Here is a 21,600-nt window from a genome sequence, read left to right on the forward strand (position 1 = left end):
GCCGCTCCAGCCGCCAAACCGTGACTCGCGGCCGACCGGTGAGGCGAGCATGGAGGCGGCGCCGAAGGAGCGCCACCATCCCAGGAGTCGCCACACATGCACATCCCTGCCTACGCCTATGACACAATCCGCGCCGCCGTGCTGCCCGGCATGCCTACTTCACGACAGGCGGGAGGTCTGGAGTGCTGCCTCTGCAGCAGGCCGTTCGGCCCGGACTTGACCGCCATACCACTCGGGCCAGCCCCGACGGTCGGCCTTTCCGGCTGCCGTCCCTGCCTGACCCGCCTGGTCACTCGCGCGCGGTGGGATCGTGACGCCGCGTTGACCCAAGACGCGGAGCAGGCTCGGGCGGAGTCCGCAGCCTGGACACCGATACGTGAACATCACCTCGCCCGGCTCGACAGTGTGCGGCAGGCCGCCGAGGCCGTGGCGATGCTGGCCCCGGACGATGGCATTGAGGCGCTTCGCGTCGCCTGGCTGCTGATTTCGCTGGAGTCCGCGTACACCTGGGTTCCCGCTACACCGGAGCCTCCCACTTCCGTGGACCGCTTCGACCAGGAGTTCACGGAGCTGAAGAACGAGGCATTCCGGCTCGACCTCGCCATGATCACTGCGCGGGAGACGGTGGCGGAACGGCTCGCCTACCACCTGATCAACGCGGCACAGCCCGAGGAACCTGAGATGTGTGGGGAGCTTGAATGCCCGGAGGGTTGCTCGGGGCGGCATGACTCTGCGGAAATTGACTGCGGTCCCGACGCCGTGTTCGAGGAGTTGGCGGAGCTTGAAGTCGCCGTGGAACAGCCGGGGCCCGGACCTTTGCCTCCTCGGCTCACAGCGCTCTTCAGCGAGGCCGCGGACGAGAATGAGGAGGACAGATCTGCGCCACTGCAGGGCATCGAGGAACGGGGACCCGCTCTCCTCATGCACTTCGGCATCGATGCGGATGACACGGACGTCCTGCTGAGCGCGGCGGCGGTAGGTCTGGTCGATGACGCCTGGCGGGAGGGTCCGTTGGAGGCGATCCACTCGGCGGACGACGGGCCGAGCGACGGGGAGATCTTCGCGCAGAGCGTCGATCTGTACCGCCGGGCCCGGGCGGCGCTGCTGGCCGCGAGGGACGAGGGGCCCGAGAGACTGCTCGCCTTCGTGGCCGTCGCCTCAGATGTGGACCTTCCGTGGGCTGGCAGCACACATTTCGCGCTGCGGACCGTGAAGGGGGACATGACGGAGTTCGTCCAGCACGTCGACAACCGGGTCTGGTTCACCTCGAAGGTGATGCGGGAACAGAGCTGGCGAGCGGGACTGCTGCACAGAGCCGGTTCGGCCGCTCTCAAAGCTCCCGGGCACTTCGGAATGCCGGGCTGGCCCGATGCCGTCGCCTCGGTGATGGAGCGGCTCGCCGTGCTGGACCGGTCCGGCGCGCCTGAGTCGCTGGCCGACCTCACGGCGGCGGAGACAGCGTTGCTCGAAGCCCCGGACAGACTGGGGGCAGATGCCCTCGACTGGCTCTGCCGCCAGGGTCTGTTCTGCTAACGAGTTCTCATAAAGACGTCGGAAGCCAGAGGCCACGCCATGAAGTGGGACGAAGTGACCCTTGTGATCCTCGCCGCATTCGGCTGCGTCACGCTCCTGCTGACGCAGATCAGCGACGTGTTGTCGAGGCTGCCGCAGCTCATCCGCGCCTGGCGGCAAGTACGGCGGGAGCTGAGCGGTGGGACGGAGGGTGATGGCCGGACGCCGCCCGATCAGTGACAGTGGAGGTACGGGCGTGAGAGTACGGCTGTGATGTGAGCGGAGGGATGGGCGCGTGGTGGTTGGGGGATCCGGAATCCGGTGGGCACGGGTGGGAGGCCCGGGAAGTTCGAGGTGGTCTTTCTGCTGTCCGGGGCATCGGGCTGCATCGCGAGATCTGGCAGAAGGGCGCCGGGCTGCGGACGTACACCATCGTCAGGGTCGCGCTGTTCATGCTAGGGGTCAAGTGTGGGTCCAGCGATGCCCCGCAGACCGGGACCGTCTCCCTGGATCCGTCCCGCATGGCCGTGGATCGTCTCGGGGCGCGGTGGCCAAAGGGCTCAGCTGAGTGGGACCGGACGGTAGTGCGTCGTCAGGCGGCCCGTTTCGTTCAGGACGTGGAAGGCCAGGGACGGCGGGAGGTCCCTGTGGACGTGGTGGGTGGGGGAGGTTTGGGGTTCCCACGGGAGGCGGAGGGTCGAGACCACTCCGGGGGCCACCAGGAGGGGGCGGTTTGCGAATGTCGTGACCGCGGGGGTGTGGGCGTGGCCCGTGAGGAAGGCCGTCACGTTCGGGTGGCGGGCGGTCAGGTCGGTCAGGCGGTGCTCGTCGAACTGGCGGATCTCGTCCACGTACGGCGTGTGCAGGGCCACCGGCGGATGGTGGAAGGCGATCAGCGCCGGCACCTCCGAAGGGGCCTCTGCCAGGGTGGCCGCCAGCCAGTTCAGGGTCTCGTCGTCCAGTCTGCCGTGGTCCTTGCCCGGGACCGAGGTGTCGCAGAGAGCGAGCGTGAAGGCGTCCGTCATATACGCCTGGTTGATCGGGGCCGTGCTCGGGGCTTCCGTCAGGAGGTGCTCGCGGAACGCCGCGCGGTCGTCATGGTTGCCGGGGCAGGTCAGGAGCGGGTGGCGGGTCGTCAGGAGCTTGCGGGCCGCCTCGTACTCCGCCGGGGCCCCGTGGTCGGCGATGTCGCCCGTGACGATGACGGCGTCCAGGTCGTACGGGAGGGCGTTCAGGTAGTCCATGACCGCGCGGGTGCGGGCGATGCTGCGGCCGTCGTCCTCCTCCCGCGTGTCTATGTGGAGGTCGCTCACGTGGGCGATCACCGTCTGCTTCGCGGAACGTAGCGGCGTCGCGGACTTTGGCGGCTGCGTGGAGTGTGGCAGCCGTGGCGGTTGCGTCGGCATTGCTGGGTCGGCCTTTCTGGTGGGCTCGCGGTTTCTCCGCGTAGGTGAACCTACGGCCGCGCACCCGCCTCCGTTAAGGGCCGGTCGTACGCGCCTGGCCTCGTCCGGGGGCGCGGCTCCGTAGGAAGCGGATCGACGGGGCCGGGGGGCTGCCGTCCTGGGGCGGGTCCCCCGGGGTCACTACCGCGCGTACCCCGTAGACCTCGGCGATCAGTTGCTCCGTGATCACCTCCGCCGGGGTGCCCGCCGCGTACGCCGTGCCCTCCTTCAGGATCAGCACGTGGTCGCAGTACATCGCCGCCAGATTGAGGTCGTGCAGCGCGATCACGCTGGTGAGGGGGAGTTCCGCGATCAGTGCGAGCAGTTCCAGCTGGTGCTGGACGTCCAGGTGGTTGGTCGGTTCGTCCAGGAGGAGTTCGCGGGGTTCCTGGGCCAGGGCGCGGGCGATCTGCACGCGCTGGCGTTCGCCGCCGGACAGCGTGTGCCAGGACTGGGCCGCCCGCTCGGTGAGGCCCGTGTGCTCCAGCGCCTCCCGCACCGCCCGCTCGTCCTCGGGCGTGGGGGCCGACCACGCCCGGCGGTGCGGGACGCGACCCAGGCGTACGACATCTCGTACCGTCAACTCGACCTGCGTGGACGCGTGTTGCTCGACCACGGCGATGCGGCGCGCCACCGCCCGGCGGGGCGTGTCGGCGAGCGGACGGCCGTCCAGGGTGACCACCCCGGCGGCGGGCGCGAGGACGCCCGCGAGGAGGCGCAGCAGCGTGGACTTGCCGGAGCCGTTGGGGCCGAGGAGGCCCACGGTCGCGCCGGGCGGCGGGGCGAGGCTGACGCCGTCCACCACGAGCCGGCCGCCGGCCTCGCGGGCGACGCGATCCGCGCGCAGGCCGCGCCCGGTGCCGGCCGGCCCTTCCCGGCCCCCGGTGCCGGCCGGCCCTTCCCGACCCCCGGACCCAGCCGGCCCTTCCCGACCCCCGGTCCCGACCGGCCCTTCCCGGCCCCCGGGTCCGCGCGCCGTGTCGGGCGTCGTCTCGGGCCTCACCCCGCCCGACCTCTCGGGCCTCACGTCGTCGCCCCCCGCGTCCGGTACAGCACCAGCACGAACGCCGGTACGCCGATCAGTGATGTCACCACGCCCACCGGGACCTCCTGGGGGTCCAGGGCCGTGCGGGCCAGCGTGTCCACCCAGATCAGGAAGAGCGCCCCGGCCAGTGCCGTGACCGGCAGCAGGCGGGCGTGGCCGGCGCCGGCGAACGCGCGGGCCGCGTGCGGCAGGACCAGGCCCACGAAGCCGATGGCGCCCGCCGAGCTGACCAGCGCGGCGGTCAGCAGCGCCGTCACGCAGAGCAGCACGAGCCGGGTGCGCGCCACGTGCACGCCCAGCGTGGCCGCCGCCTCCTGGCCGAACGCGAAGGCGTCGAGCGTACGGGCGTGGCCGAGGCAGACGACCAGCGCCACGGCGAGGACGGCGCCGCACAGCCACACGTCCGTCCAGCCCGCCCCGCTGAGCGAGCCCAGCAGCCAGAACAGCACGCCCCTGGTGGTCTCCGCGTCGCCCGCCGTGAGGACGACGAACGACGTCAGCGCGGAGAAGAGCTGCAGCGCGGCCACGCCGGACAGCACCACCCGGTCCGTCGTCCCGCCCAGCGTGTGGCTCAGGAGCAGGACGAGCGCGAAGGACAGGAGCGCGCCCACGAAGGCCCCCGCCGAGATGGACACCGCTCCCCCGCCCACCCCGAGGACGACGACCGCGACGGCCCCCGTGGACGCCCCGGACGACACCCCGAGCACGAAGGGGTCCGCGAGGGGGTTGCGGAGCAGGGACTGCATGACCGCCCCGCACACCGCGAGGCCCGCGCCGCAGACGGCGGCGAGCAGGGTGCGGGGCATCCGCAGGTTCCAGACGATGCCGTCCCTGAGGGTGGTGAGGCGCGACTCGCCCCAGCCGAGGTGCGCGGCGAGCACCGACCACACGTCGGGCACGGAGATGTCGGCGGGGCCGATGGTGACGGCGAGCGCCACGGACAGCGCGAGCGCCGCGCACGCGGCCAGCCACAGCAGCCCCTGCCGGGCGGGTGCGGCCACGCTCATGTGGTGAGCCCGAACTTCCGCAGCCCGGCCGCCACTTGCTCGATGCCGTCGACGGTGCGGATCGTGGGGTTCATGGCCTGGCCGCTGAGCCGGACGTACCGTTTCTTCCTGACGGCGGTCAGGTTCTTGGTCGCCGGGTTGGTCTCCAGGAACCTGATCTTCGCCTCGGCGCTCTCGGCCGACTGCGACCTGCGGGTGAGGTCGCCGAGGACGAGGACGTCGGGGTCGCGGTCGGCGACGGTCTCCCAGTTGATCTGGGGCCACTCCTCGCGGGTGTCGTGGAAGGCGTTCTTCGCGCCGACTTCGCGGGTGATGATGCCGGGGGCGCCGCAGCAGCCCGCCATGTACGGGGCGTCGGAGTTGGCGAACCAGTAAAGGATCGTCGCGTCGGACGCCTCGACGTCCTTCGTGGCCTTCGCGACGCGGCCCTTCAGGTCGGCGATCAGCCGCTCGCCGCGCTGGCGCACGCCGAACACCTTTGCCAGGTCGCGGATCTCGCCGTAGACGGTGTCCATGGTGAGGGTCCGCACGCGTTTGCCGTCGCCGCCGCCGTCGTTGTCCTTGCCCGCGCAGTCGGTGGGCGAGACGTAGACGGGCACGCCGAGGTCGGTGAACTTCGCGCGGTCGGCGACGCCGCCCTTGCCGACGGTGTAGAGGAAGGAGGCGCTGACGAAGTCCGGTTCCTTGGCGAGGACCTTCTCCAGGGAGGGGTAGCGGTCGGCGAGCCGCTCCACCTTCGCGTTGTCCTTCGCCAGGTTCTTCGCGACCGGGTCGGTCCAGGTGCCGGTGCCGGCCATGCGGTCGGCGAGCCCGAGGGAGAGAAGGATCTCCGTGGAGCCCTGGTCGAGCGAGACGGCGCGCTGGGGCGGGGCCGTGACCAGCACGTCCTTGCCGCAGGAGGCGACGGTGACGGGGTAGCCGTCGGCGCCCTTGCCCGCGGGCTCCGGCGCCGAGCCGCCGCCGCAGGCGCTCAGCGTGAGCGTGCCGGCCATGAGGAGTGCGGCACGGCGCAGGACGGATGTACGGGCTTTCGAGGACACGCGATCCCTTGAGTGTCACGGCTCATACGCGGAGCCTGGTCTGCGTCACGACCTTCGCCGCCCGGTGTGCGGGCGAAGGCGCCAGCAGGTCTTCGGACTCGGGATCAACCGGGCGGGGCGCCTTCCCGGGCGTCGTGAGACGCCCAGTGGCCGTGGCCCCGCCCGTCCCCCTCACCGCTGCGCGTCAGTTCCGGATTCGCACCGGATTCCCTGGCCCAGGTGTGGGTTTGACTGGCTTGCGCAAGTTATCACGCGTGCTCACGGGGTCGGTCCGGGCCTCGGCTCGCCCCGGTAGGAGCCGAAGGACCAGTGGTTTCCCTCCGGATCCGCGACGGCGAACTCGCGTCCGCCGTACGGTTTGTCCTCGATCTCGGCGATGACCCGCACGCCCGCCTCGGTGAGCCGGCGGTACAGGTCCTCCACCCGGTCGGTGACGACGTAGGCGCTCGCGGTGCCGGGTGTGCCGCAGGTGCCCTCGGTGGCGGGGTCGTGGGAGCCGAGCATGACGCCGCCGCCCTCGGGCCAGTCGAGCTGCGCGTGGACGACGCGGCCGCCGTCCTCGTGGACGGCCGTGCGCAGGAAGCCGACGGTGCCGACGAGGAAGTCGATCAGCGCGGGGGCGTCCTCCGCCTGGAGACCCGGCCAGATGGTGGGAGCGGGCGCGCCGGGGGCGGGTGCGCCGGGGGTGGGTGCGTTGGAGGCGGGTGCGCCGGAGGTGGGTGCGTTGGAGGCGGGGGCGGGGGACGGTGCGGGGTTCGGTGTGGTGTTGGTCATGTCCCTCACTCTTCGCCCTCGCCGTGCGCCCCGGCTTGGATGTTCCGGCACTCTTCGGCGAGCCAGCCGGTGGGGCTCGTCCCCGTGTACCGGCGGAAGTCGCGTACGAGGTGGGAGTGGTCGCAGTAGCCGGTGTCGGCCGCGACCCGGGCGAGGTTCGGCGGGCCGCCCGCCGCGACGGCGCGGACCACGGCGTCCTTCGCGTGCTGGAAGCGCATCAGGCGGGCGGCCTGCTTGGGGCTCAGCCCGGTCTCGGCGCGAAAGAGCGCGGTCAGGCGGCGTTCGCTGAGCGCGACGTGCCGGGACAGGGCGCCCAGCGTGTCCGCGCCGCGGTGCCGGGCCAGCCGGGCCCAGGCCTCGGCGACCTCGGGGCGTACGGTCCCGGCGGTACGGTCCGTGGCCGCGCGCCGGCGCAAGTAGGCGGAGAGGGCGGCGAAGCGGTCCTCCCAGCGGTCCAGCTCGCACAGCCGCTCGCGGAGGTCGCCGGCGCGCTCGCCGAACACGTCGGTGCCGGCGACGACGGACTGTCCGGTCAGCGCCCCGGCGGGCAGGCCGAGGAGGGCGCGGGCCGCCAGCGGGTGCACGGCGAGCTGGATGCCCGCCTCGTGCTCGGGCTGGACGACGTACACGGGGCTCTGGTGCAGGCCGCCCACGACGATGTCGGTGCGGGTGGCGTCCGGGCCGGTCGCCCGGTCGGGGGTGTCGCCGCCGGCGATGGCGCCGTCCAGCGAGAAGATCACCGTCAGGTGGGGCGAGGGCAGGCCCCGGTGCAGGGCGGGGCGCTGTCCCGCGGTGCGGTAGCCGACCGCGGAGACGACCATGCCGTCGAGCCGGGGGACGGCCCTGACGAACTCACGGGAGCCCATGCGGCCAGTATGGGCGATGCGACCGCCCCCCGCGGCGGCCCCCGCCATCCCCGCCGGCGCCCGCCGTCACCGCTGGCCCCCGCCATCCCCGCAGCCCCCGCCCTCCCCCGGGTCCGGCGTCCCTCTCCCCTACCCGCCTCCACCTCCCCCCATGCCGCCGCCGCCCGGTGACGTCGATCATGGGAATCGGCCCCCGGGGGCCCATAGAGTTGCGCGCCGCTCCGAACGGGGCGCACACCGCTCTCAGGGAACGGCAGGGACGCAGAGACATGGCAGCAGTACGGGTGAAGAGCAGGCCGGCCCTCATCGGCGCCATGGGCGCGCTGGCCGCCGCCGTCCTCGCGGGCAGCGCGCTGTGGCCGACGGACCAGGCGAGCGCCGCCGACACCTCGGCGGCCACCGCCCGCGAGCTGTCGCACTGGCCGAAGCCCGTCGCGAAGCGGCTCGGCGAGGTCATCGCCGCGAACGACCACAAGGGCGCGTACGCCGTCTTCGACGCGGACAACACGACGTACCGCAACGACCTGGAGGAGTCGCTGCTGCCCTTCCTGGAGATGAAGGGCGTCCTGACCCGCAAGACCATGGACCCGTCCCTGAAGGTCATCCCCTTCAAGGACAAGGCCGGGCACAAGGAGAGCCTCTACAGCTACTACAACCGGCTGTGCGAGGTGGACGACCAGGTCTGCTACCCCTGGGCCGCGCAGATCTTCTCCGGATTCACGCTGAGGGAACTCAAGAAGTACGTCGACGAGCTGCTGGCGTACGGCAAGCCGATCCCCGCCGAGTACTACGAGGACGGGAAGCCGACGCGGACCGAGGTGAAGCCGCCGGAGTTCTCCCCGGGCATGCGGCAGCTCTACCGGACGCTGCGGGCGCACGGCATCGAGGTGTACGTGGTCAGCGCGGCCGCCGAGGACCTGGTGCGCATGGTCCTCGCGGACCCGAAGTACGGCTACGGCGTGCGGCCGCAGAACGTCATCGGCGTCTCGCTCCAGCTCAAGGACCGCGGGACCGGTGACGTCACCACCTCCCGCAAGGAGATCGCCGAGGGCCGCTTCGGCGAGAAGGAGCGGGCACGGCTCGCCGGGCGCGAGCTGACGCCGAACCTCTGGGCGCCGCTGACCTGGTTCGAGGGCAAGCCCGCGGCGATCAACACCTACATCGACGAGTGGCGGAAGCCGGTCCTGGTGGCCGGGGACACCCCGGTCAGCGACGGCCCGATGCTGTTCCACTCCGCGGACGTGGAGCACGGTGGCGTACGGGTGTGGGTCAACCGCAAGGACGCGTACATGAAGCAGCTCGACGGCATGAAGAAGGAGAACGCGCGACGCCAGCGGGAGTTGGGCCAGAAGGTGACCGCGGACAAGCGGTGGCTGACGGTCACTCCGGAGCAGATCGGCTGACACGCCGCACGACCACGTCGGCCGCGGGGGTACGGGGTCATGGGCGTACGGGCCATGGGCGCACCGCTCATGACTCCCCGGCCCGGTGTCCCCCCGCCCGGCGCCCGTCGGCGGTCGCCCAGGCCGCCACCCGCTTGGCGAGCGCGCCGCCCGTCCGGGCCCAGGCGAAGTGGTCGAGCCGGGTGCCGGTCTCCCGCGCGGTCAGGTGGTGGCGGGTCAGGCGCGCCCGCGGGGTCTTGGCGAGCAGGTGGTCGAGGGCGCCGGCGGGGGCGTAGGCATCGCGCTCGACGGAGACGGCGAGAACAGGCAGATCCAGGGTGCCGAGCACCGTCTCGTAGTCGAGCGCGGAGCCCCTGGCGCGGTAGCGGCCCGTACGCACCTGGCGCGCCCAGTCGCGCATGACGCCCCTCGGCTGGTCGCCGCCGAAGCCGAGCCGGGTGCCGGGCCAGCGGCCGAGCACGGCCGCCGTGGCGGTGATCAGCAGTTGGGTCAGGAGCAGGCCGGGGCCGCGCAGGGCGCCGAACGCGCGGAACCAGACCGAGCCGGTGGCGACGATCACTACTCCGTCGACGCCGGGACCCCGAAAACCGGAACCCCCTACGCCGGAGCCCCCAACACCGGAGCCCCCGACACCGGCGTCCCTCAAGTCCGGGCCCCCGACGCCCGAGCCCCCGAAGTCCGAGCCCCCGGCGCCGACGGTTTTCCTCGCCAATGACGCGTACACCAACGCGAGTTGCCCCCCGAGGCTGTGGCCGAGGAGGTACAGGGGCGGCTCGGCGCCCAGCTCGGCGCGGATCGCGGCGAGGACGGCCGGCAGGTCCTCCTCGACGATCGCCCGGTAGCCGTGGTCGCCCGCCGCGCGGCCGGTGCGGCGCGGAGTCGCCTCGCCCTGGCCGCGCAGGTCGGCGGTGAGCGCGGTCAGCCCCTCGTCGTGCAGCTGACGCGCGAAGCGGCGGTAGAAGCGGGCGGGGGTGCCCATGGCCGGCAGGACGAGCACCACGGGAGCCGGGGGCGGGCCCGGCGCCGGCCCCGAGCCGGACGGCAGGAAGCGTTCCGGCGCGGGGGCGCGCAGGCCGCGCACCGGAAGGCGGGTGCCGTCCGGGAGTTCGGCGGTCGTCACGAGGGGCAGCGCGGCGACGGGTTCCGGCTGGGTCATGGGGCCCAGCATGTCCCATCGCACACATGACCGCACGGGCCCACGCCGAAACGGGGCACGCCGGGACGGAGCCACGACGGGACGGGGCGCGCGACGGGCAACTCCCGCCGCGCGCCCCGCATTTGGTCGGCCGGCGCTGCGCGGCCGCTCGCTCAGCGGCTGTAGCGCATCAACGCGCGCACCATGTGGCAGGTGATGTCGGAGGGCGGGTGGATCCCGACCTGCTCCGCCATGCTCCTGATCGTGGTGTTCTTCGCCTGGTTCGGCAGATGGACGCCCGAGTCGAGCAGGGCGATCGCCAGGCGCATGGCCTTCAGACGGCGGTTGTGGTGGACGTACCACTCGCGGGGGCGGCCGGCGGGCAGCGCCTTCTTCTCCAGCGGGGCGTACGGCAGGTCGATCAGTACGGGTCGGGAAACACGCTTCTTCGTCGGTGCGGCAGCGGGCACGGGCATCCTCCTGTCGCGGTCGGGACCCCCCGTCGGGCGCCCTCGAACACTACGTTGATTCTACCGCCCGGCACTGACAATCGCCGCTGGCCAGACGGGCTTTGAGGCATTCGAACAAGGCCGTGCCGCACGGGCCTGGGGCGGGTGGTTCGGGGGGTAGCGTGTGGGCATGGAGATCTGGATCAACCCCGCCTGTTCGAAGTGCCGGAGCGCCCTGACGCTGCTCGACGCGGAGGGCGCCGACTACACCGTGCGCCGCTACCTCGACGACGTGCCGAGCGAGGACGAGATCCGCGCCGTCCTCGAACGCCTCGGCCTCGAACCCTGGGACATCACGCGGACCCAGGAGCAGGCCGCCAAGGACCTTAACCTCACCGACCGCGAGGCCTGGCCCCGTGACGCCTCGGCCCGCGCCCGCTGGATCAAGGCCCTCGCCGAGCACCCGAAGCTGATCCAGCGGCCCATCATCACCGCCGACGACGGCACGGCGGTGGTCGCCCGGACCGAGGAGGCCGTGCGGGACGCGCTCGCCCGCTGACGCCCGGGAGCGGGCGCCGCCGCCTCCGAGCCCGCGGAAACCGGTCGGGAGCGTATACGGACCGGCCCTCGCGAGCGTGCGGGCGGCGGCGCCGCACCCGGGACCGCCGCCGCCGACGCGGCCCCTGAGTGACGTGGGCCACACCCCAGCAGGTAACACGGGGTTCACACGAGGGCAACGGCCGGGAAATCGCGGATTGCCAGGCTGCCGCACATCACCACGGCACCGCAGCACCCGCACGTTCTGCGCCGTACCGAACGTTTCAAGGATGGGGCCCCCGTGACCTTCAAGGCTGAGTACATCTGGATCGACGGCACCGAGCCGACCGCCAAGCTCCGTTCGAAGACCAAGATCCTCGGGGACGACGCGAAGGGTGCGGAGCTGCCGCTGTGGGGCTTCGACGGATCCAGCACGAACCAGGCCAAGGGGCACGCCTCGGACCGGGTGCTGCGGCCCGTCTTCACCTGCCCGGACCCGATCCGCGGCGGCGACGACGTACTCGTCCTGTGCGAGGTCCTCAACACGGACATGACCCCGCACGAGTCCAACACCCGCGCCGAACTGGCCGAGGTCGAGGCCCGGTTCGCCGCGCAGGAGCCGATCTTCGGCATCGAGCAGGAGTACACCTTCTTCGAGGGCGACCGCCCGCTCGGCTTCCCCGTCGGCGGCTTCCCCGCCGCCCAGGGCGGCTACTACTGCGGCGTCGGCTCGGACGAGATCTTCGGCCGCGACGTCGTCGAGGCGCACCTGGAGAACTGCCTGACGGCGGGCCTCGGCATCTCCGGCATCAACGCCGAGGTCATGCCCGGCCAGTGGGAGTTCCAGGTCGGCCCGCTCGCCCCGCTGGAGGTCTCCGACCAGCTGTGGCTCGCCCGCTGGCTGCTCTACCGCACCGCCGAGGACTTCAAGGTCTCCGCGACCCTCGACCCGAAGCCGGTCAAGGGCGACTGGAACGGCGCGGGCGCGCACACCAACTTCTCCACCCGGGCGATGCGCGAGGGTTACGACGCGATCATCACCGCCTGCGAGTCCCTCGGCGAGGGCTCCAAGCCGATGGACCACGTCAAGAACTACGGAGCCGGCATCGACGACCGGCTCACCGGCCTGCACGAGACCGCCCCGTGGAACGAGTACAGCTACGGCGTCTCCGACCGCGGCGCCTCGGTCCGCATCCCCTGGCAGGTCGAGGTGGACCGCAAGGGCTACATCGAGGACCGCCGTCCCAACGCCAACGTCGACCCGTACGTGGTGACGCGCCTGCTCGTCGACACCTGCTGCTCCGCGCTGGAGAAGGCCGGCCAGGTCTGACCCGCCGTGCACACCGCCGACGGGGGCACCCACCGATACGGGTGGGCGCCCCCGTCGTCATCTGATTCAATGGGGAGCATGGGCAGCCACCAGAACACCTCGACGGGTCGTGACGACCTCGAGCCTTTCTGGCCCTCCCGTCAGCACCACGACTTCGACCGGGTGTGTTGCCGCGCGACGAACGCGCGGGCCCTCTAAAGCCGTTCACCCCGGCCTTCGCCTGACGCGCACGACGTAACGACGTACGTCTCGTTCTCGACGACTCCTTATCTCGCGCGAAAGAGCTGACCTCTCATGGCGAACTCCCGTACCTTCACCGCCACTGCCACCGCCACCGCCCCCTCCTCCGCCCGGGGGCGCCTGCGCGCCGTCGACCCGGACGAGGTGGTGCGCGTCCCCGACTTCCTGCCGCCCGGCGCCACCTGGCTGCCCGCGCCGCAGCACACCCTGCCGACCCTGCCGGGGCAGCCGCCGATGGTCGGCTACCTCGTCCTCGTGCCGGCCGCCGCGCAGGAGAGCGCCCCGCCGCAGGCACCGGCCACGGGGCCGATCACCATCGACGCCGTCCAGCGCTCCGCCGCCGTGGAGGGGCGGCCCCTGGACCTCACGTACCTGGAGTTCGAACTCCTCGCGCACCTCGTCGCGCACCCCCACCGGGTGCACACCCGCGACCAGTTGGTGACCACGGTGTGGGGGTACGGCCACGTCGGCGACGGGCGGACCGTGGACGTCCACGTGGCGCGGCTGCGGCGCAAGCTCGGCGCCGAGCACCGGGCGACGATCCAGACGGTGCGGCGGGTGGGCTACAAGTACGTGCCGCCGACGCCCCGCTGAGCGCCCGCCCTCTGCCGGCAGCAGAAGGCGTTCCCTGACCGCCGCGATCAGGGCAGAGTCACCCGCATGAGACTTCTGATGCTGGGTGGGACCGAGTTCGTGGGCCGTGCCGTCACCGAGGCGGCGCTGGCCCGTGGCTGGGAGGTGACCGTCTTCCACCGCGGCCGGCACGCCGCGCCGCGGGGCGCCAGAGCCGTGCACGGCGACCGTACGGCGGACGGCGGCCTCGCCGGGCTGGCCGGCGGCGAGTGGGACGTGGTGGTCGACACCTGGTCGGCGGCGCCGCACGCCGTACGGGACGCGGCGCGGCTGCTCGCCGGGCGGGCCGGACGGTATGTGTACGTGTCGAGCGGCTCCGTGTACCGCTACCCGGGCGAGGCCGGCTCCGACGAGAACTTCCCCGTGGTGGACGGTGACCCGGACGCGGCGGCCACGACGTACGAGCGGGACAAGCGGGGCGGTGAGCTGGCCGCGCTCGACGCGTTCGGACCGGAGCGGACGATCCTCGCCCGGGCGGGGCTGATCCTCGGCCCGTACGAGAACATCGGCCGCCTGCCGTGGTGGCTGAACCGGATGGCGCGGGGCGGCCCCGTGCTGGCTCCCGGGCCCCGGGACCTGGAGATCCAGTACGTCGACGTGCGGGACCTCGCCCAGTGGATCCTGGACGCCTCGGCGGCGGCCCTGCACGGCCCGTACAACCTGGTCAGCCCCATGGGCCGGTTCACGATGGGCGAGCTGCTCGACGCGTGCGCCGAGGTGGCGGGCGCCCCGGACGTGTCGCTGCGGTGGACGGCACCGGAGACGGTGCTGGAGGCGGGCGTCGAGCCGTGGTCGGAGCTGCCGGTGTGGCTGGCGCCCGGCGAGCTGCACGACACCATGCACCGCACCTCCTCGCGGAAGGCGATCTCCGCGGGGCTCGAGGCGAGGCCCGTCGCGGAGACGGTGCGCGACACGTGGGAGTGGCTGCGCTCCCTCGGCGGCACCCCGCCGCAGCGCCCGGACCGCCCGACGGTCGGCCTGGACCCCGCCAAGGAGGCCGAGGTGCTCGGGCTCTAGGGCGCGGGGGGTCCGGGGGGGGTGTCGTCAGGTACACCCCCGGGCCGGGGGGCGGGCCCCGTGACCTGGGCGCGTGCGGCGGGCGAGACTGGGTGACGCCGTAGACGCCGAGAGGGATGGATGCCATGACGAGGCTGAACGACGCAGTGATCGCGGGGGCCCGGGGCCTCTATCTGGCGATCGTCTCGATGGTGGGGTCGAACGTCCTCTTCGTCTTCTCGGTCGTCTCGATCGCGTTCCTCCCGCTCGGCATCGGCTTCCTCACCACCCCGGTCATCCTCATGGGCGTGCGCAAGTACGCCGACGCGCACCGCGTACGGGCCGCCGAGTGGTCCGGGGTGCGCATCCCGGTGCCCTACCGTCCCTTCCCCGCCGGGAAGCGGTCCGGCCTCGCCGGGCAGGTGGAGCGCTGCTCGCTGATGCTGAAGGACCCCGCGACCTGGCGCGACCTCCAGTGGCTCCTGGTGAACATGTCCGCGGGTGCCGTCGTGGCGCTCCTGCCCCCGGTGCTGATGCTCTACATGGTGTACGGCTGGGTCCTCGCGCTCGGCGTGTGGGAGCCGATCCACGAGGCCGGCGGCGGCGAGTGGTTCGCCTTCATCCACGTGACCTCGCAGTCCACCGCCAACCAGGCGGCCGTGCTCGGCATGGTCATCTTCCTGCTGGGCGTCGCGGTCAACACCTCGCTCATACGCGCCCACTTCCTCCTCGCCCGTACGTTCCTCGCGCCCACGGCCGCCATGCGGGAGCGCCAACTGGCCGACCGCGTCGACCGGTTGACCGAGACCCGGCACGACGCCGTGGACAACTCCGCCGCCGAACTGCGCCGCATCGAGCGCGACCTGCACGACGGCGCGCAGGCCCGCCTGGTCGCCATGGGCATGGACCTCGGCACCATCGAGGCGCTCGTCGAGACGGACCCGGCCAAGGCCAAGCAGCTGCTCGCCGAGGCCCGGCGCAACTCCGGCGAGGCGCTGGGCGAACTGCGCGACCTGGTCCGCGGCATCCACCCGCCGGTCCTCGCCGAACGCGGCCTCGGGGACGCGGTGAAGGCCCTCGCGCTGCGCCTGCCGGTGGCCACCGAGGTCGACGTGGAGCTGCCGGGGCGGGCCGGGGCCCCGGTCGAGTCGGCGGCGTACTTCGCGGTGAGCGAGGCGCTGACGAACGCGATCAAGCACTCGGGCGCCGACCGCGTCTGGGTGGACGTCCACCACGCCGACGGCATGCTCCGCGTCTCCGTCACCGACAACGGCAGGGGCGGCGCCAACCCCGGGGCGGGCTCCGGGCTGAGCGGGATCGAACGCCGACTCGGTACATTCGACGGCGTCCTGGCCGTCAGCAGCCCCGCCGGCGGTCCCACCATGGTCACCATGGAGATCCCTTGCGCGTTGTCCTAGCCGAAGACCTCTTCCTGCTGCGCGACGGCCTGGTGCGGATGCTGGAGGCATTCGGCTTCGAGATCGCGGCCGCCGTGGAGAGCGGGCCCGAACTCACCAAGGCCCTCGCGGAGTTGGAGCCGGACGTCGCCGTCGTCGATGTCCGGCTCCCGCCGTCCCACACGGACGAGGGCCTCCAGTGCGCGCTGGCCGCCCGCCGCGCCCGGCCCGGACTGCCCGTCCTCGTCCTGTCGCAGCACGTGGAGCAGTTGTACGCGCGGGAGCTGCTGGCCGACGGCACGGGTGGCGTCGGCTACCTCCTGAAGGACCGGGTCTTCGACGCGGCGCAGTTCATCGACGCCGTGCGCAGGGTCGCGGCCGGCGGCACCGCCATGGACCCGCAGGTGATCCAGCAGCTCCTGTCCCGGCGCTCGCGCGACCAGCCGCTCGGGGCGCTCACCCCGCGCGAGCGCGAGGTGCTCGAACTCATGGCGCAGGGCCGCTCGAACACGGCGATCGCCGCGCAGCTCGTCGTCACCGAGCGGGCCATCGCCAAGCACACGTCGAACATCTTCGGAAAGCTCGGCCTGCCGGTGTCCGACGACGACAACCGGCGGGTGCTCGCGGTGCTGGCCTATCTGGACCAAGGGCGCTGAACACGCAGGGCGGTTGATGCGTATGTAGTCCCATGGGACGCACATCACGAAAACGATCCAAGCTGGCGGGACGGATGATCGGCGCGTCGGCGGCCCTGCTCCTGGGCGGCGGCGGCCTGGTCGCGGTGAACGTCCACGCGAGCGCCGACGAGACCGGCGACCGGCCGCCGCCGCGGAGCGCCGGGCAGCGGGTGTCGACCATCAGCTGCCCGGACGTGGCCACGGAACTGTCCGAGGTGCCCCCGCCCGCCCGCGAGGCGGTGGACCGCGAACTCGCCGAGCTGGACGGCCAGATCACCCGGGCCTACGACCAGCTCACCGCCGCGCGGGACAAGGAGTCCGTGCTCGACCCGCTGGCGGAGCGGCGGCGCGCAACCCTCGGCGAGATCGCGGACGCCATGGACCGGGCGGGCGGACGCCCCGAGGGGCTCGACGGCATGGCGCCCTGCACGGTGCGCGCCTCCATCGGAGACGGATCGCGCTCCGGTGGCCGCAGCGAGAACGGGCCCGTCGCCGAGGACTTCGTCGCGATCGAGTCCGTCCGGCCGGACGTGAACCGGCCCCGCGAGCAGCGGGGCGCCTCCCGGGGCACCTTCACCACGAAGTGCGGGCGGAACGAGAACGGCAAGTTCAACCCGGACAACGTCATCGTCGCCCCCGGGGTGAGCAACGGCGCCCACCACATGCACGACTACGTGGGCAACCAGGAGACGGACGCGTTCTCCGACGACGACGACCTCGCCGGCGGCGCCACCAGCTGCCGCGATCAGGGCGACAGGTCGACGTACTACTGGCCCGTGCTGCGGCTCCAGAACGGGCGGGACGAGGACGACGCCCGGGCGGACGGCGGCGGCAAGGACCAGAACGTCGGCGAGATCCAGACCCCGGCCTCGGTCACGCTGAAGTTCGTCGGCAATCCGCGGAGCAAGGTCGTCGCGATGCCGCGGTTCCTGCGGATCATCACCGGCGACGCCAAGGCGTTCACGAACGGCGACGCGAACGCCAACGCCTCGTGGAGCTGCACCGGTTTCGAGAACCGGCAGCTCACGGACAAGTACCCGATCTGCCCCGAGGGCAGCAAGGTCGTGCGCCGGTTCGCCTTCCAGAGCTGCTGGGACGGGCGGAACACCGACAGCGCCAACCACCGCACCCACGTCGCCTTCGCCGACCGGCGCACCGGCGCCTGCCCGCAGGGCTTCCGGGCCATCCCGCAGCTGGTGCAGCGCATCGTCTACGACGTGCCGCCGGGCCCGGGATTCGCCGTCGACTCCTTCCCCGAGCAGCTGCACAAGCCCGTCACCGACCACGGCGACTTCATCAACGTCTTCGACGAGCGGCTGATGCGGCGCGTCGCGGGGTGCGTCAACTCCGGGCAGCGCTGCTCCTGAGAGCGGCCCCACCCCTCGGGGCCGGCCCGCCACCCCCGGGCCGGCCCCTTCGCGTCAGCCCATGCGGTGACCGCGGTGGCCCCCGCCGTGCCCGTGCGCGGCGTCCACCACGGTCCCGCCGAGCCGCTCGCGCAGCGCCGAGATGTCGGCGGGGCCGCCGACCGCGACCCAGCTGCCGCCGACGAGGTACGTGCCCCCGTAGTCGTTCGCCTCGTCGAGCCATTCGGCCTGGCCACGGGCGTTGGCGAAGGTGACGAGGACGTAGCGCCGGGCACCGTCGTCACAGGTGGCCTGACGCAGGTCGGCGGCGTCCGTCTGGACGTCGGCCGTGCACCCCGCCCTGGCCGCCAGCTGCTCCAGGCTGCCGCGCGCCGTGTCCGGTGTGCCTGGTGTGTCGCCGCCCCCCGAGCCGCACCCCACGCTCACCGCACCGCATCCCACCAGCGCGAGCAGAAGGCCCACACCTCTGCCCGCCCGCGCCCTTCGTGCTGCCCGCATCGCCCACCGACCTCTTCCGGCGAGTGCGACTCGCCTGTCTCGTATGCGCCTGTGTGGAAGGCCCACCGCACGGATACCGTGCGCCGCAGCCTCACCTCAGGGGGTACACATGTCCGCACCGTCCCGACGTTCCCTGCTCGGCACCGCCGGCGCCCTCGGCCTCGGCGCCGCCGTCGGCGGGGTGCCGCTGCCGGCGCACGCCGTCGAGGGGTCCGCGAAGGCCCCCGCGTTCGATACGGATGCCGCGCGCGCGGCGCTCAACAGACTCCTGCCGCGGCACGCGGAACAGTTCCGGCTCACCCTCGTGCCCGCCCAGGGGCGCGAGGACCGCTTCCGGGTCACCGGCACCACCGGCCGGATCACGGTCACCGGCACGACGCCCGCCGTGCTCCTCACCGGCGTCCACTGGTACCTGAAGTACGTGTGCGGCGTCCACATCACCTGGAACGGCGACCAGCTCGACCTGCCGCACAGGCTGCCCGCCCCGGTGAAGCCGCTGGAGCGGTCCACCTCGCTGCCCCACCGGTTCGCCCTGAACGACACCAACGACGGTTACACCGCGCCGTACGCCGACTGGGCGTACTGGGAGCGCATGATCGACGTACTCGCCCTGCACGGCTGCAACGAGGTGCTGGTCGTGGCGGGCGCCGAGGCCGTCTACCACCGGGTCCTCACGGAGTTCGGCTACTCCGAGGCCGAGGCGCGGACCTGGCTGCCGGCGCCCTCGCACCAGCCGTGGTGGCTGCTCCAGAACCTGTCGGGGTACGGCGGCCCCCTCAGCGCGCGGCTCATCGCGGACCGCGCCGCGCTGGGGCGCAGGATCGCCGACCGGCTGCGCTCGCTCGGCATCGCTCCCGTGCTGCCCGGCTACTACGGGCACGTGCCCGACGGCTTCGTGGCGCGCAACGGCGGGGACGCGCGAGTCGTCCCGCAGGGCGTCTGGCACGGCTTCCCCCGGCCCGACTGGCTCGACCCGCGCACCGACGCCTTCGCCCGGGTCGCCGCGTCCTTCTACCGCCACCAGCGGGAGCTGTTCGGCGCCGCCGACCTGTTCAAGATGGACCTGCTGCACGAGGGCGGGACGCCCGGCGACGTGCCCGTGCCGGACGCGGCGCGCGGGGTGGAGAGAGCCCTGCGCGCCGCGAGACCCGGGGCCGTCTGGGTGATTCTGGGTTGGGAGGCCAACCCGCTGCCCGCGCTGCTCGACGCCGTCGACAAGAAGCGGATGCTGATCGTCGACGGCGTCTCGGACCGGTACGCGAGCGTCACCGACCGGGAGAAGGACTGGGGCGGCACGCCCTACGCCTTCGGCACCATCCCCAACTTCGGCGGCCGCACGACGATCGGCGCCCGCACCCACCTGTGGAACGAGAAGTTCTTCGCCTGGCGCGACAAGCCGGACAGCGCGCTCGCGGGCACCGCCTTCATGCCCGAGGCCACCGACCGCGACCCCGCCGCCTTCGAGCTGTTCTCCGAACTCGCCTGGACCAAGGCCCCCTTGGACCGCGCCGCGTGGTTCTCCTCCTACGCCGACTTCCGCTACGGCGGGCGGGACCGCGCCGCGCGCTCGGCCTGGCGGGCACTGCACGACACCGCCTACCAGCACACCGCCGTGGAGCGCAGCGACCCCCACGACTCCCTGTTCGCCGCCCGCCCCGACCTGGCGGCGGCCCGCGCCGCCGAGTACGCGCCGCGCGCCCTCACCTACGACCCGGCCCGCTTCGACGCCGCGCTCGCCGGGCTGCTCGGGGTGCCGGGCGCCCTACGGGGCAGCGCCGCCTACCGCTACGACCTGGTGGACGTGGCCCGCCAGGCCCTCGCGCACCGCAGCCGCCAGCTCCTGCCCCAGCTGCGGGCCGCGTACCGGCGTAAGGACCAGGAGACCTTCCGCGCCCTCTCCACGCTGTGGCTGCGGCTGATGCGGCTCTCGGACGAGGTGACGGGCACCCACTCGGCCTTCCTGCTCGGGCCCTGGATCGAGGCCGCCCGGCGCATGGGCACGAGCGAGGCCGAGTGCGCCGAGTTCGAGCGGACCGCCAAGGTGCTGATCACCACGTGGGGCGGGCGCGCCACGGCCGACGGCGGCAAGCTCCACGAGTACGGCAACCGCGAGTGGCACGGCCTGCTGGGCGACTTCTACCTCCCCCGCTGGCAGCGGTGGCTCGACGAGCTGGCGGACGCGCTGGCCGCCGGGCGCGCGCCGGCGCCGGTCGACTGGTTCGCCGTGGAGGACTCCTGGACGCGGGAGCGCGAGGACTATCCGCTGCGCCCGGCCGGCGACGCCCACCGCACCGCCGCACGGGTGCGCGGCGTGCTCGCGCGGGCGCCCTACCAGGGGACCGTCGAGGTCACCGCCGAACCGCCGGCCTTCCCGCCGGGCGGCCACGCGCTGGTGAGCGCCGTCTTTCGCAACGTCAACGGGCTGCGCGCCACCGGCCGCGTCGACTTCGCGTTGACCGGCATCGACGCCCGGCCGACCGGCCCGGTGTCCCTGCCGAGGGTCGGCCCGGGGGCGACGGGAAAGGTGACGTGGCGGGCCAGTGCGCCGGACACGCCCCTGGACCGGCCGCTGCGGCCGATGCCCTACGAGATCACCGTGCGGTACGGACCGGCGGGCGAGCGGCGGGTGCGGCACGTCCACGAGGGGACCCTGTTCGAGGCGGGACCGGTGAGCGACGCGTGGCGGACGTACAGCACCAACGCCGCCGTCTTCGGGGAGCTGGAAGAGCGGTACGCGATCGACGGGGGCGGCGCCGACCTGTGGAAGGGCACCGCCGAGTTCGGCACGCTGTACCGGCGGCAGGCGTTGCGGGACGGGGTGTCGGTGACGGTGCGCGTCGACACGCAGGCGGTCACGGGGCCCTGGGCGCGCGCCGGCCTCATCGCCCGTAACACCATGGCGACGCCGGGCTCCCGCGGCATCGTGGACCTCGCCGTCACGCCGGCCAACGGCGTCGTCCTGTCGTACGACACCAACGGCGACGGGACGCTGGACGCCTATCAGCGGATCACGGGCGTCAAGGCGCCGGTGCTGCTGCGCCTCACGCGTGCCGAGGGCTCCGTCACCGGCGCCTGCTCCACCGACGGCGGCGCCTCTTGGCGCACGGTGGCGACGGTGCGCGTGCCGGGCGCCGCCGCGGCGCAGGACGTGGGGATGTTCATGAGCGCGACGAACGGTGGCGACGAGGGGCGCGGGACGGTCGAGTTCAGCGGCTGGGCGGTGACGCCGTAAAGCCGTGCCGCGTGGGC

20 protein-coding genes and 1 riboswitch are annotated in these 21,600 nt (G+C 72.9%); of the genes, 11 read left to right on the forward strand and 9 right to left on the reverse strand.

The features are described from left to right. Positions 1 to 96: 96 nt before the first annotated feature. Both ACZ516_RS02085 and ACZ516_RS02090 read left to right on the forward strand, forming a co-directional pair. Entirely contained in the window at positions 97 to 1,533 is a 1,437-nt protein-coding gene (locus tag ACZ516_RS02085) for a hypothetical protein (RefSeq protein WP_469008053.1), read from the forward strand. A gap of 39 nt (positions 1,534 to 1,572) precedes the next feature. Further along, complete coding sequence (locus ACZ516_RS02090) at positions 1,573 to 1,752, forward strand: hypothetical protein (RefSeq protein WP_469008055.1); 180 nt, start codon at positions 1,573 to 1,575, stop codon at positions 1,750 to 1,752. Between the two features lie 320 nt (positions 1,753 to 2,072). Here ACZ516_RS02090 and ACZ516_RS02095 read toward each other — a convergent pair whose 3' ends face one another. The 6 genes from ACZ516_RS02095 to ACZ516_RS02120 all read right to left on the reverse strand — a co-directional run bounded on the left by ACZ516_RS02095 (position 2,073) and on the right by ACZ516_RS02120 (position 7,689). Beyond that, a complete protein-coding gene (locus ACZ516_RS02095) occupies positions 2,073 to 2,825 on the reverse strand; it encodes a metallophosphoesterase (protein ID WP_469008056.1) in 753 nt (250 codons plus the stop codon). 166 nt (positions 2,826 to 2,991) lie between these two features. Next, entirely contained in the window at positions 2,992 to 3,804 is an 813-nt protein-coding gene (locus ACZ516_RS02100; protein WP_469008695.1) for an ABC transporter ATP-binding protein, read from the reverse strand. A 176-nt stretch (positions 3,805 to 3,980) separates the two neighbouring features. After that, positions 3,981 to 5,009 carry a FecCD family ABC transporter permease gene (locus ACZ516_RS02105; protein ID WP_469008058.1) on the reverse strand — a complete coding sequence of 343 codons (1,029 nt, stop codon included), beginning with the start codon at positions 5,007 to 5,009 and terminating at the stop codon, positions 3,981 to 3,983. After that, positions 5,006 to 6,001: an ABC transporter substrate-binding protein gene (locus tag ACZ516_RS02110; protein ID WP_469008697.1), complete on the reverse strand. Its 996-nt coding sequence runs from the start codon at positions 5,999 to 6,001 to the stop codon at positions 5,006 to 5,008. Before ACZ516_RS02110 ends, ACZ516_RS02105 begins: the two co-directional genes overlap by 4 nt. 114 nt (positions 6,002 to 6,115) lie before the next feature. After that, positions 6,116 to 6,300: riboswitch (cobalamin riboswitch) on the reverse strand. Between the two features lie 7 nt (positions 6,301 to 6,307). After that, a complete protein-coding gene (locus ACZ516_RS02115) occupies positions 6,308 to 6,823 on the reverse strand; it encodes a VOC family protein (protein ID WP_469008060.1) in 516 nt (171 codons plus the stop codon). Positions 6,824 to 6,828: 5 nt separating this feature from the next. Then, positions 6,829 to 7,689, reverse strand: a complete 861-nt coding sequence (locus tag ACZ516_RS02120; protein WP_469008062.1) for a helix-turn-helix domain-containing protein — start codon at positions 7,687 to 7,689, stop codon at positions 6,829 to 6,831. A gap of 269 nt (positions 7,690 to 7,958) precedes the next feature. On the opposite strand from ACZ516_RS02120, the gene ACZ516_RS02125 reads away from it, so the two are divergent. Beyond that, positions 7,959 to 9,092, forward strand: coding sequence for an HAD family hydrolase (locus ACZ516_RS02125; protein WP_361081817.1), 1,134 nt, complete (start codon positions 7,959 to 7,961; stop codon positions 9,090 to 9,092). A gap of 67 nt (positions 9,093 to 9,159) precedes the next feature. Here the strand turns inward: ACZ516_RS02125 and ACZ516_RS02130 are convergent, their stop codons facing one another. Then, a complete protein-coding gene (locus ACZ516_RS02130; RefSeq protein ID WP_469008064.1) occupies positions 9,160 to 10,248 on the reverse strand; it encodes an alpha/beta hydrolase family protein in 1,089 nt (362 codons plus the stop codon). 152 nt (positions 10,249 to 10,400) lie between these two features. Further along, positions 10,401 to 10,697: a hypothetical protein gene (locus ACZ516_RS02135; protein ID WP_467464854.1), complete on the reverse strand. Its 297-nt coding sequence runs from the start codon at positions 10,695 to 10,697 to the stop codon at positions 10,401 to 10,403. A gap of 169 nt (positions 10,698 to 10,866) precedes the next feature. On the opposite strand from ACZ516_RS02135, the gene ACZ516_RS02140 reads away from it, so the two are divergent. The 7 genes from ACZ516_RS02140 (at position 10,867) to ACZ516_RS02170 (ending at position 17,853) form a co-directional block, all read left to right on the forward strand. Further along, on the forward strand, positions 10,867 to 11,235 hold the full coding sequence (locus ACZ516_RS02140; RefSeq protein WP_469008066.1) for an arsenate reductase family protein: 369 nt from the start codon (positions 10,867 to 10,869) through the stop codon (positions 11,233 to 11,235). Between the two features lie 279 nt (positions 11,236 to 11,514). Further along, positions 11,515 to 12,543 (forward strand): glutamine synthetase, encoded by a 1,029-nt coding sequence (gene glnII, locus ACZ516_RS02145; RefSeq protein ID WP_469008068.1) that lies wholly within the window; start codon positions 11,515 to 11,517, stop codon positions 12,541 to 12,543. 294 nt (positions 12,544 to 12,837) lie between these two features. Next, complete coding sequence (locus ACZ516_RS02150; protein WP_358699723.1) at positions 12,838 to 13,377, forward strand: winged helix-turn-helix domain-containing protein; 540 nt, start codon at positions 12,838 to 12,840, stop codon at positions 13,375 to 13,377. Between the two features lie 66 nt (positions 13,378 to 13,443). Beyond that, entirely contained in the window at positions 13,444 to 14,433 is a 990-nt protein-coding gene (locus ACZ516_RS02155) for an NAD-dependent epimerase/dehydratase family protein (RefSeq protein ID WP_469008070.1), read from the forward strand. Between the two features lie 116 nt (positions 14,434 to 14,549). Then, a complete protein-coding gene (locus tag ACZ516_RS02160) occupies positions 14,550 to 15,830 on the forward strand; it encodes a sensor histidine kinase (RefSeq protein WP_469008072.1) in 1,281 nt (426 codons plus the stop codon). Beyond that, a complete protein-coding gene (locus tag ACZ516_RS02165; protein ID WP_361081830.1) occupies positions 15,815 to 16,465 on the forward strand; it encodes a response regulator transcription factor in 651 nt (216 codons plus the stop codon). Before ACZ516_RS02160 ends, ACZ516_RS02165 begins: the two co-directional genes overlap by 16 nt. Before the next feature lie 32 nt (positions 16,466 to 16,497). Next, positions 16,498 to 17,853, forward strand: a complete 1,356-nt coding sequence (locus ACZ516_RS02170) for a DUF1996 domain-containing protein (RefSeq protein WP_361081832.1) — start codon at positions 16,498 to 16,500, stop codon at positions 17,851 to 17,853. Between the two features lie 54 nt (positions 17,854 to 17,907). Here ACZ516_RS02170 and ACZ516_RS02175 read toward each other — a convergent pair whose 3' ends face one another. Further along, the gene (locus ACZ516_RS02175) at positions 17,908 to 18,351 is read right to left on the reverse strand and encodes a hypothetical protein (protein ID WP_469008075.1); all 444 of its coding nucleotides are present in this window, start codon (positions 18,349 to 18,351) and stop codon (positions 17,908 to 17,910) included. Between the two features lie 109 nt (positions 18,352 to 18,460). Here ACZ516_RS02175 and ACZ516_RS02180 point away from each other — a divergent pair, with 109 nt between their 5' ends. Next, positions 18,461 to 21,583, forward strand: coding sequence for an alpha-N-acetylglucosaminidase (locus tag ACZ516_RS02180; protein ID WP_469008076.1), 3,123 nt, complete (start codon positions 18,461 to 18,463; stop codon positions 21,581 to 21,583). Positions 21,584 to 21,600: the final 17 nt, after the last annotated feature.

This window comes from Streptomyces sp. NPDC034037, assembly GCF_055575715.1.

What these genes read in the sequence shown, in the direction of transcription:
- ACZ516_RS02160 (WP_469008072.1), top strand. Translation starts at nt 14,550, where the DNA reads ATGGATGCCATGACGAGGCTGAACGACGCAGTGATCGCGGGGGCCCGG.
- ACZ516_RS02175 (WP_469008075.1), bottom strand. Translation starts at nt 18,351, where the DNA reads ATGCGGGCAGCACGAAGGGCGCGGGCGGGCAGAGGTGTGGGCCTTCTG.
- ACZ516_RS02170 (WP_361081832.1), top strand. Translation starts at nt 16,498, where the DNA reads ATGGGACGCACATCACGAAAACGATCCAAGCTGGCGGGACGGATGATC.
- ACZ516_RS02180 (WP_469008076.1), top strand. Translation starts at nt 18,461, where the DNA reads ATGTCCGCACCGTCCCGACGTTCCCTGCTCGGCACCGCCGGCGCCCTC.
- ACZ516_RS02130 (WP_469008064.1), bottom strand. Translation starts at nt 10,248, where the DNA reads ATGACCCAGCCGGAACCCGTCGCCGCGCTGCCCCTCGTGACGACCGCC.
- ACZ516_RS02125 (WP_361081817.1), top strand. Translation starts at nt 7,959, where the DNA reads ATGGCAGCAGTACGGGTGAAGAGCAGGCCGGCCCTCATCGGCGCCATG.
- ACZ516_RS02140 (WP_469008066.1), top strand. Translation starts at nt 10,867, where the DNA reads ATGGAGATCTGGATCAACCCCGCCTGTTCGAAGTGCCGGAGCGCCCTG.
- ACZ516_RS02120 (WP_469008062.1), bottom strand. Translation starts at nt 7,689, where the DNA reads ATGGGCTCCCGTGAGTTCGTCAGGGCCGTCCCCCGGCTCGACGGCATG.
- ACZ516_RS02150 (WP_358699723.1), top strand. Translation starts at nt 12,838, where the DNA reads ATGGCGAACTCCCGTACCTTCACCGCCACTGCCACCGCCACCGCCCCC.
- ACZ516_RS02110 (WP_469008697.1), bottom strand. Translation starts at nt 6,001, where the DNA reads ATGGCCGGCACGCTCACGCTGAGCGCCTGCGGCGGCGGCTCGGCGCCG.
- ACZ516_RS02090 (WP_469008055.1), top strand. Translation starts at nt 1,573, where the DNA reads ATGAAGTGGGACGAAGTGACCCTTGTGATCCTCGCCGCATTCGGCTGC.
- ACZ516_RS02085 (WP_469008053.1), top strand. Translation starts at nt 97, where the DNA reads ATGCACATCCCTGCCTACGCCTATGACACAATCCGCGCCGCCGTGCTG.
- ACZ516_RS02105 (WP_469008058.1), bottom strand. Translation starts at nt 5,009, where the DNA reads ATGAGCGTGGCCGCACCCGCCCGGCAGGGGCTGCTGTGGCTGGCCGCG.
- ACZ516_RS02155 (WP_469008070.1), top strand. Translation starts at nt 13,444, where the DNA reads ATGAGACTTCTGATGCTGGGTGGGACCGAGTTCGTGGGCCGTGCCGTC.
- ACZ516_RS02115 (WP_469008060.1), bottom strand. Translation starts at nt 6,823, where the DNA reads ATGACCAACACCACACCGAACCCCGCACCGTCCCCCGCCCCCGCCTCC.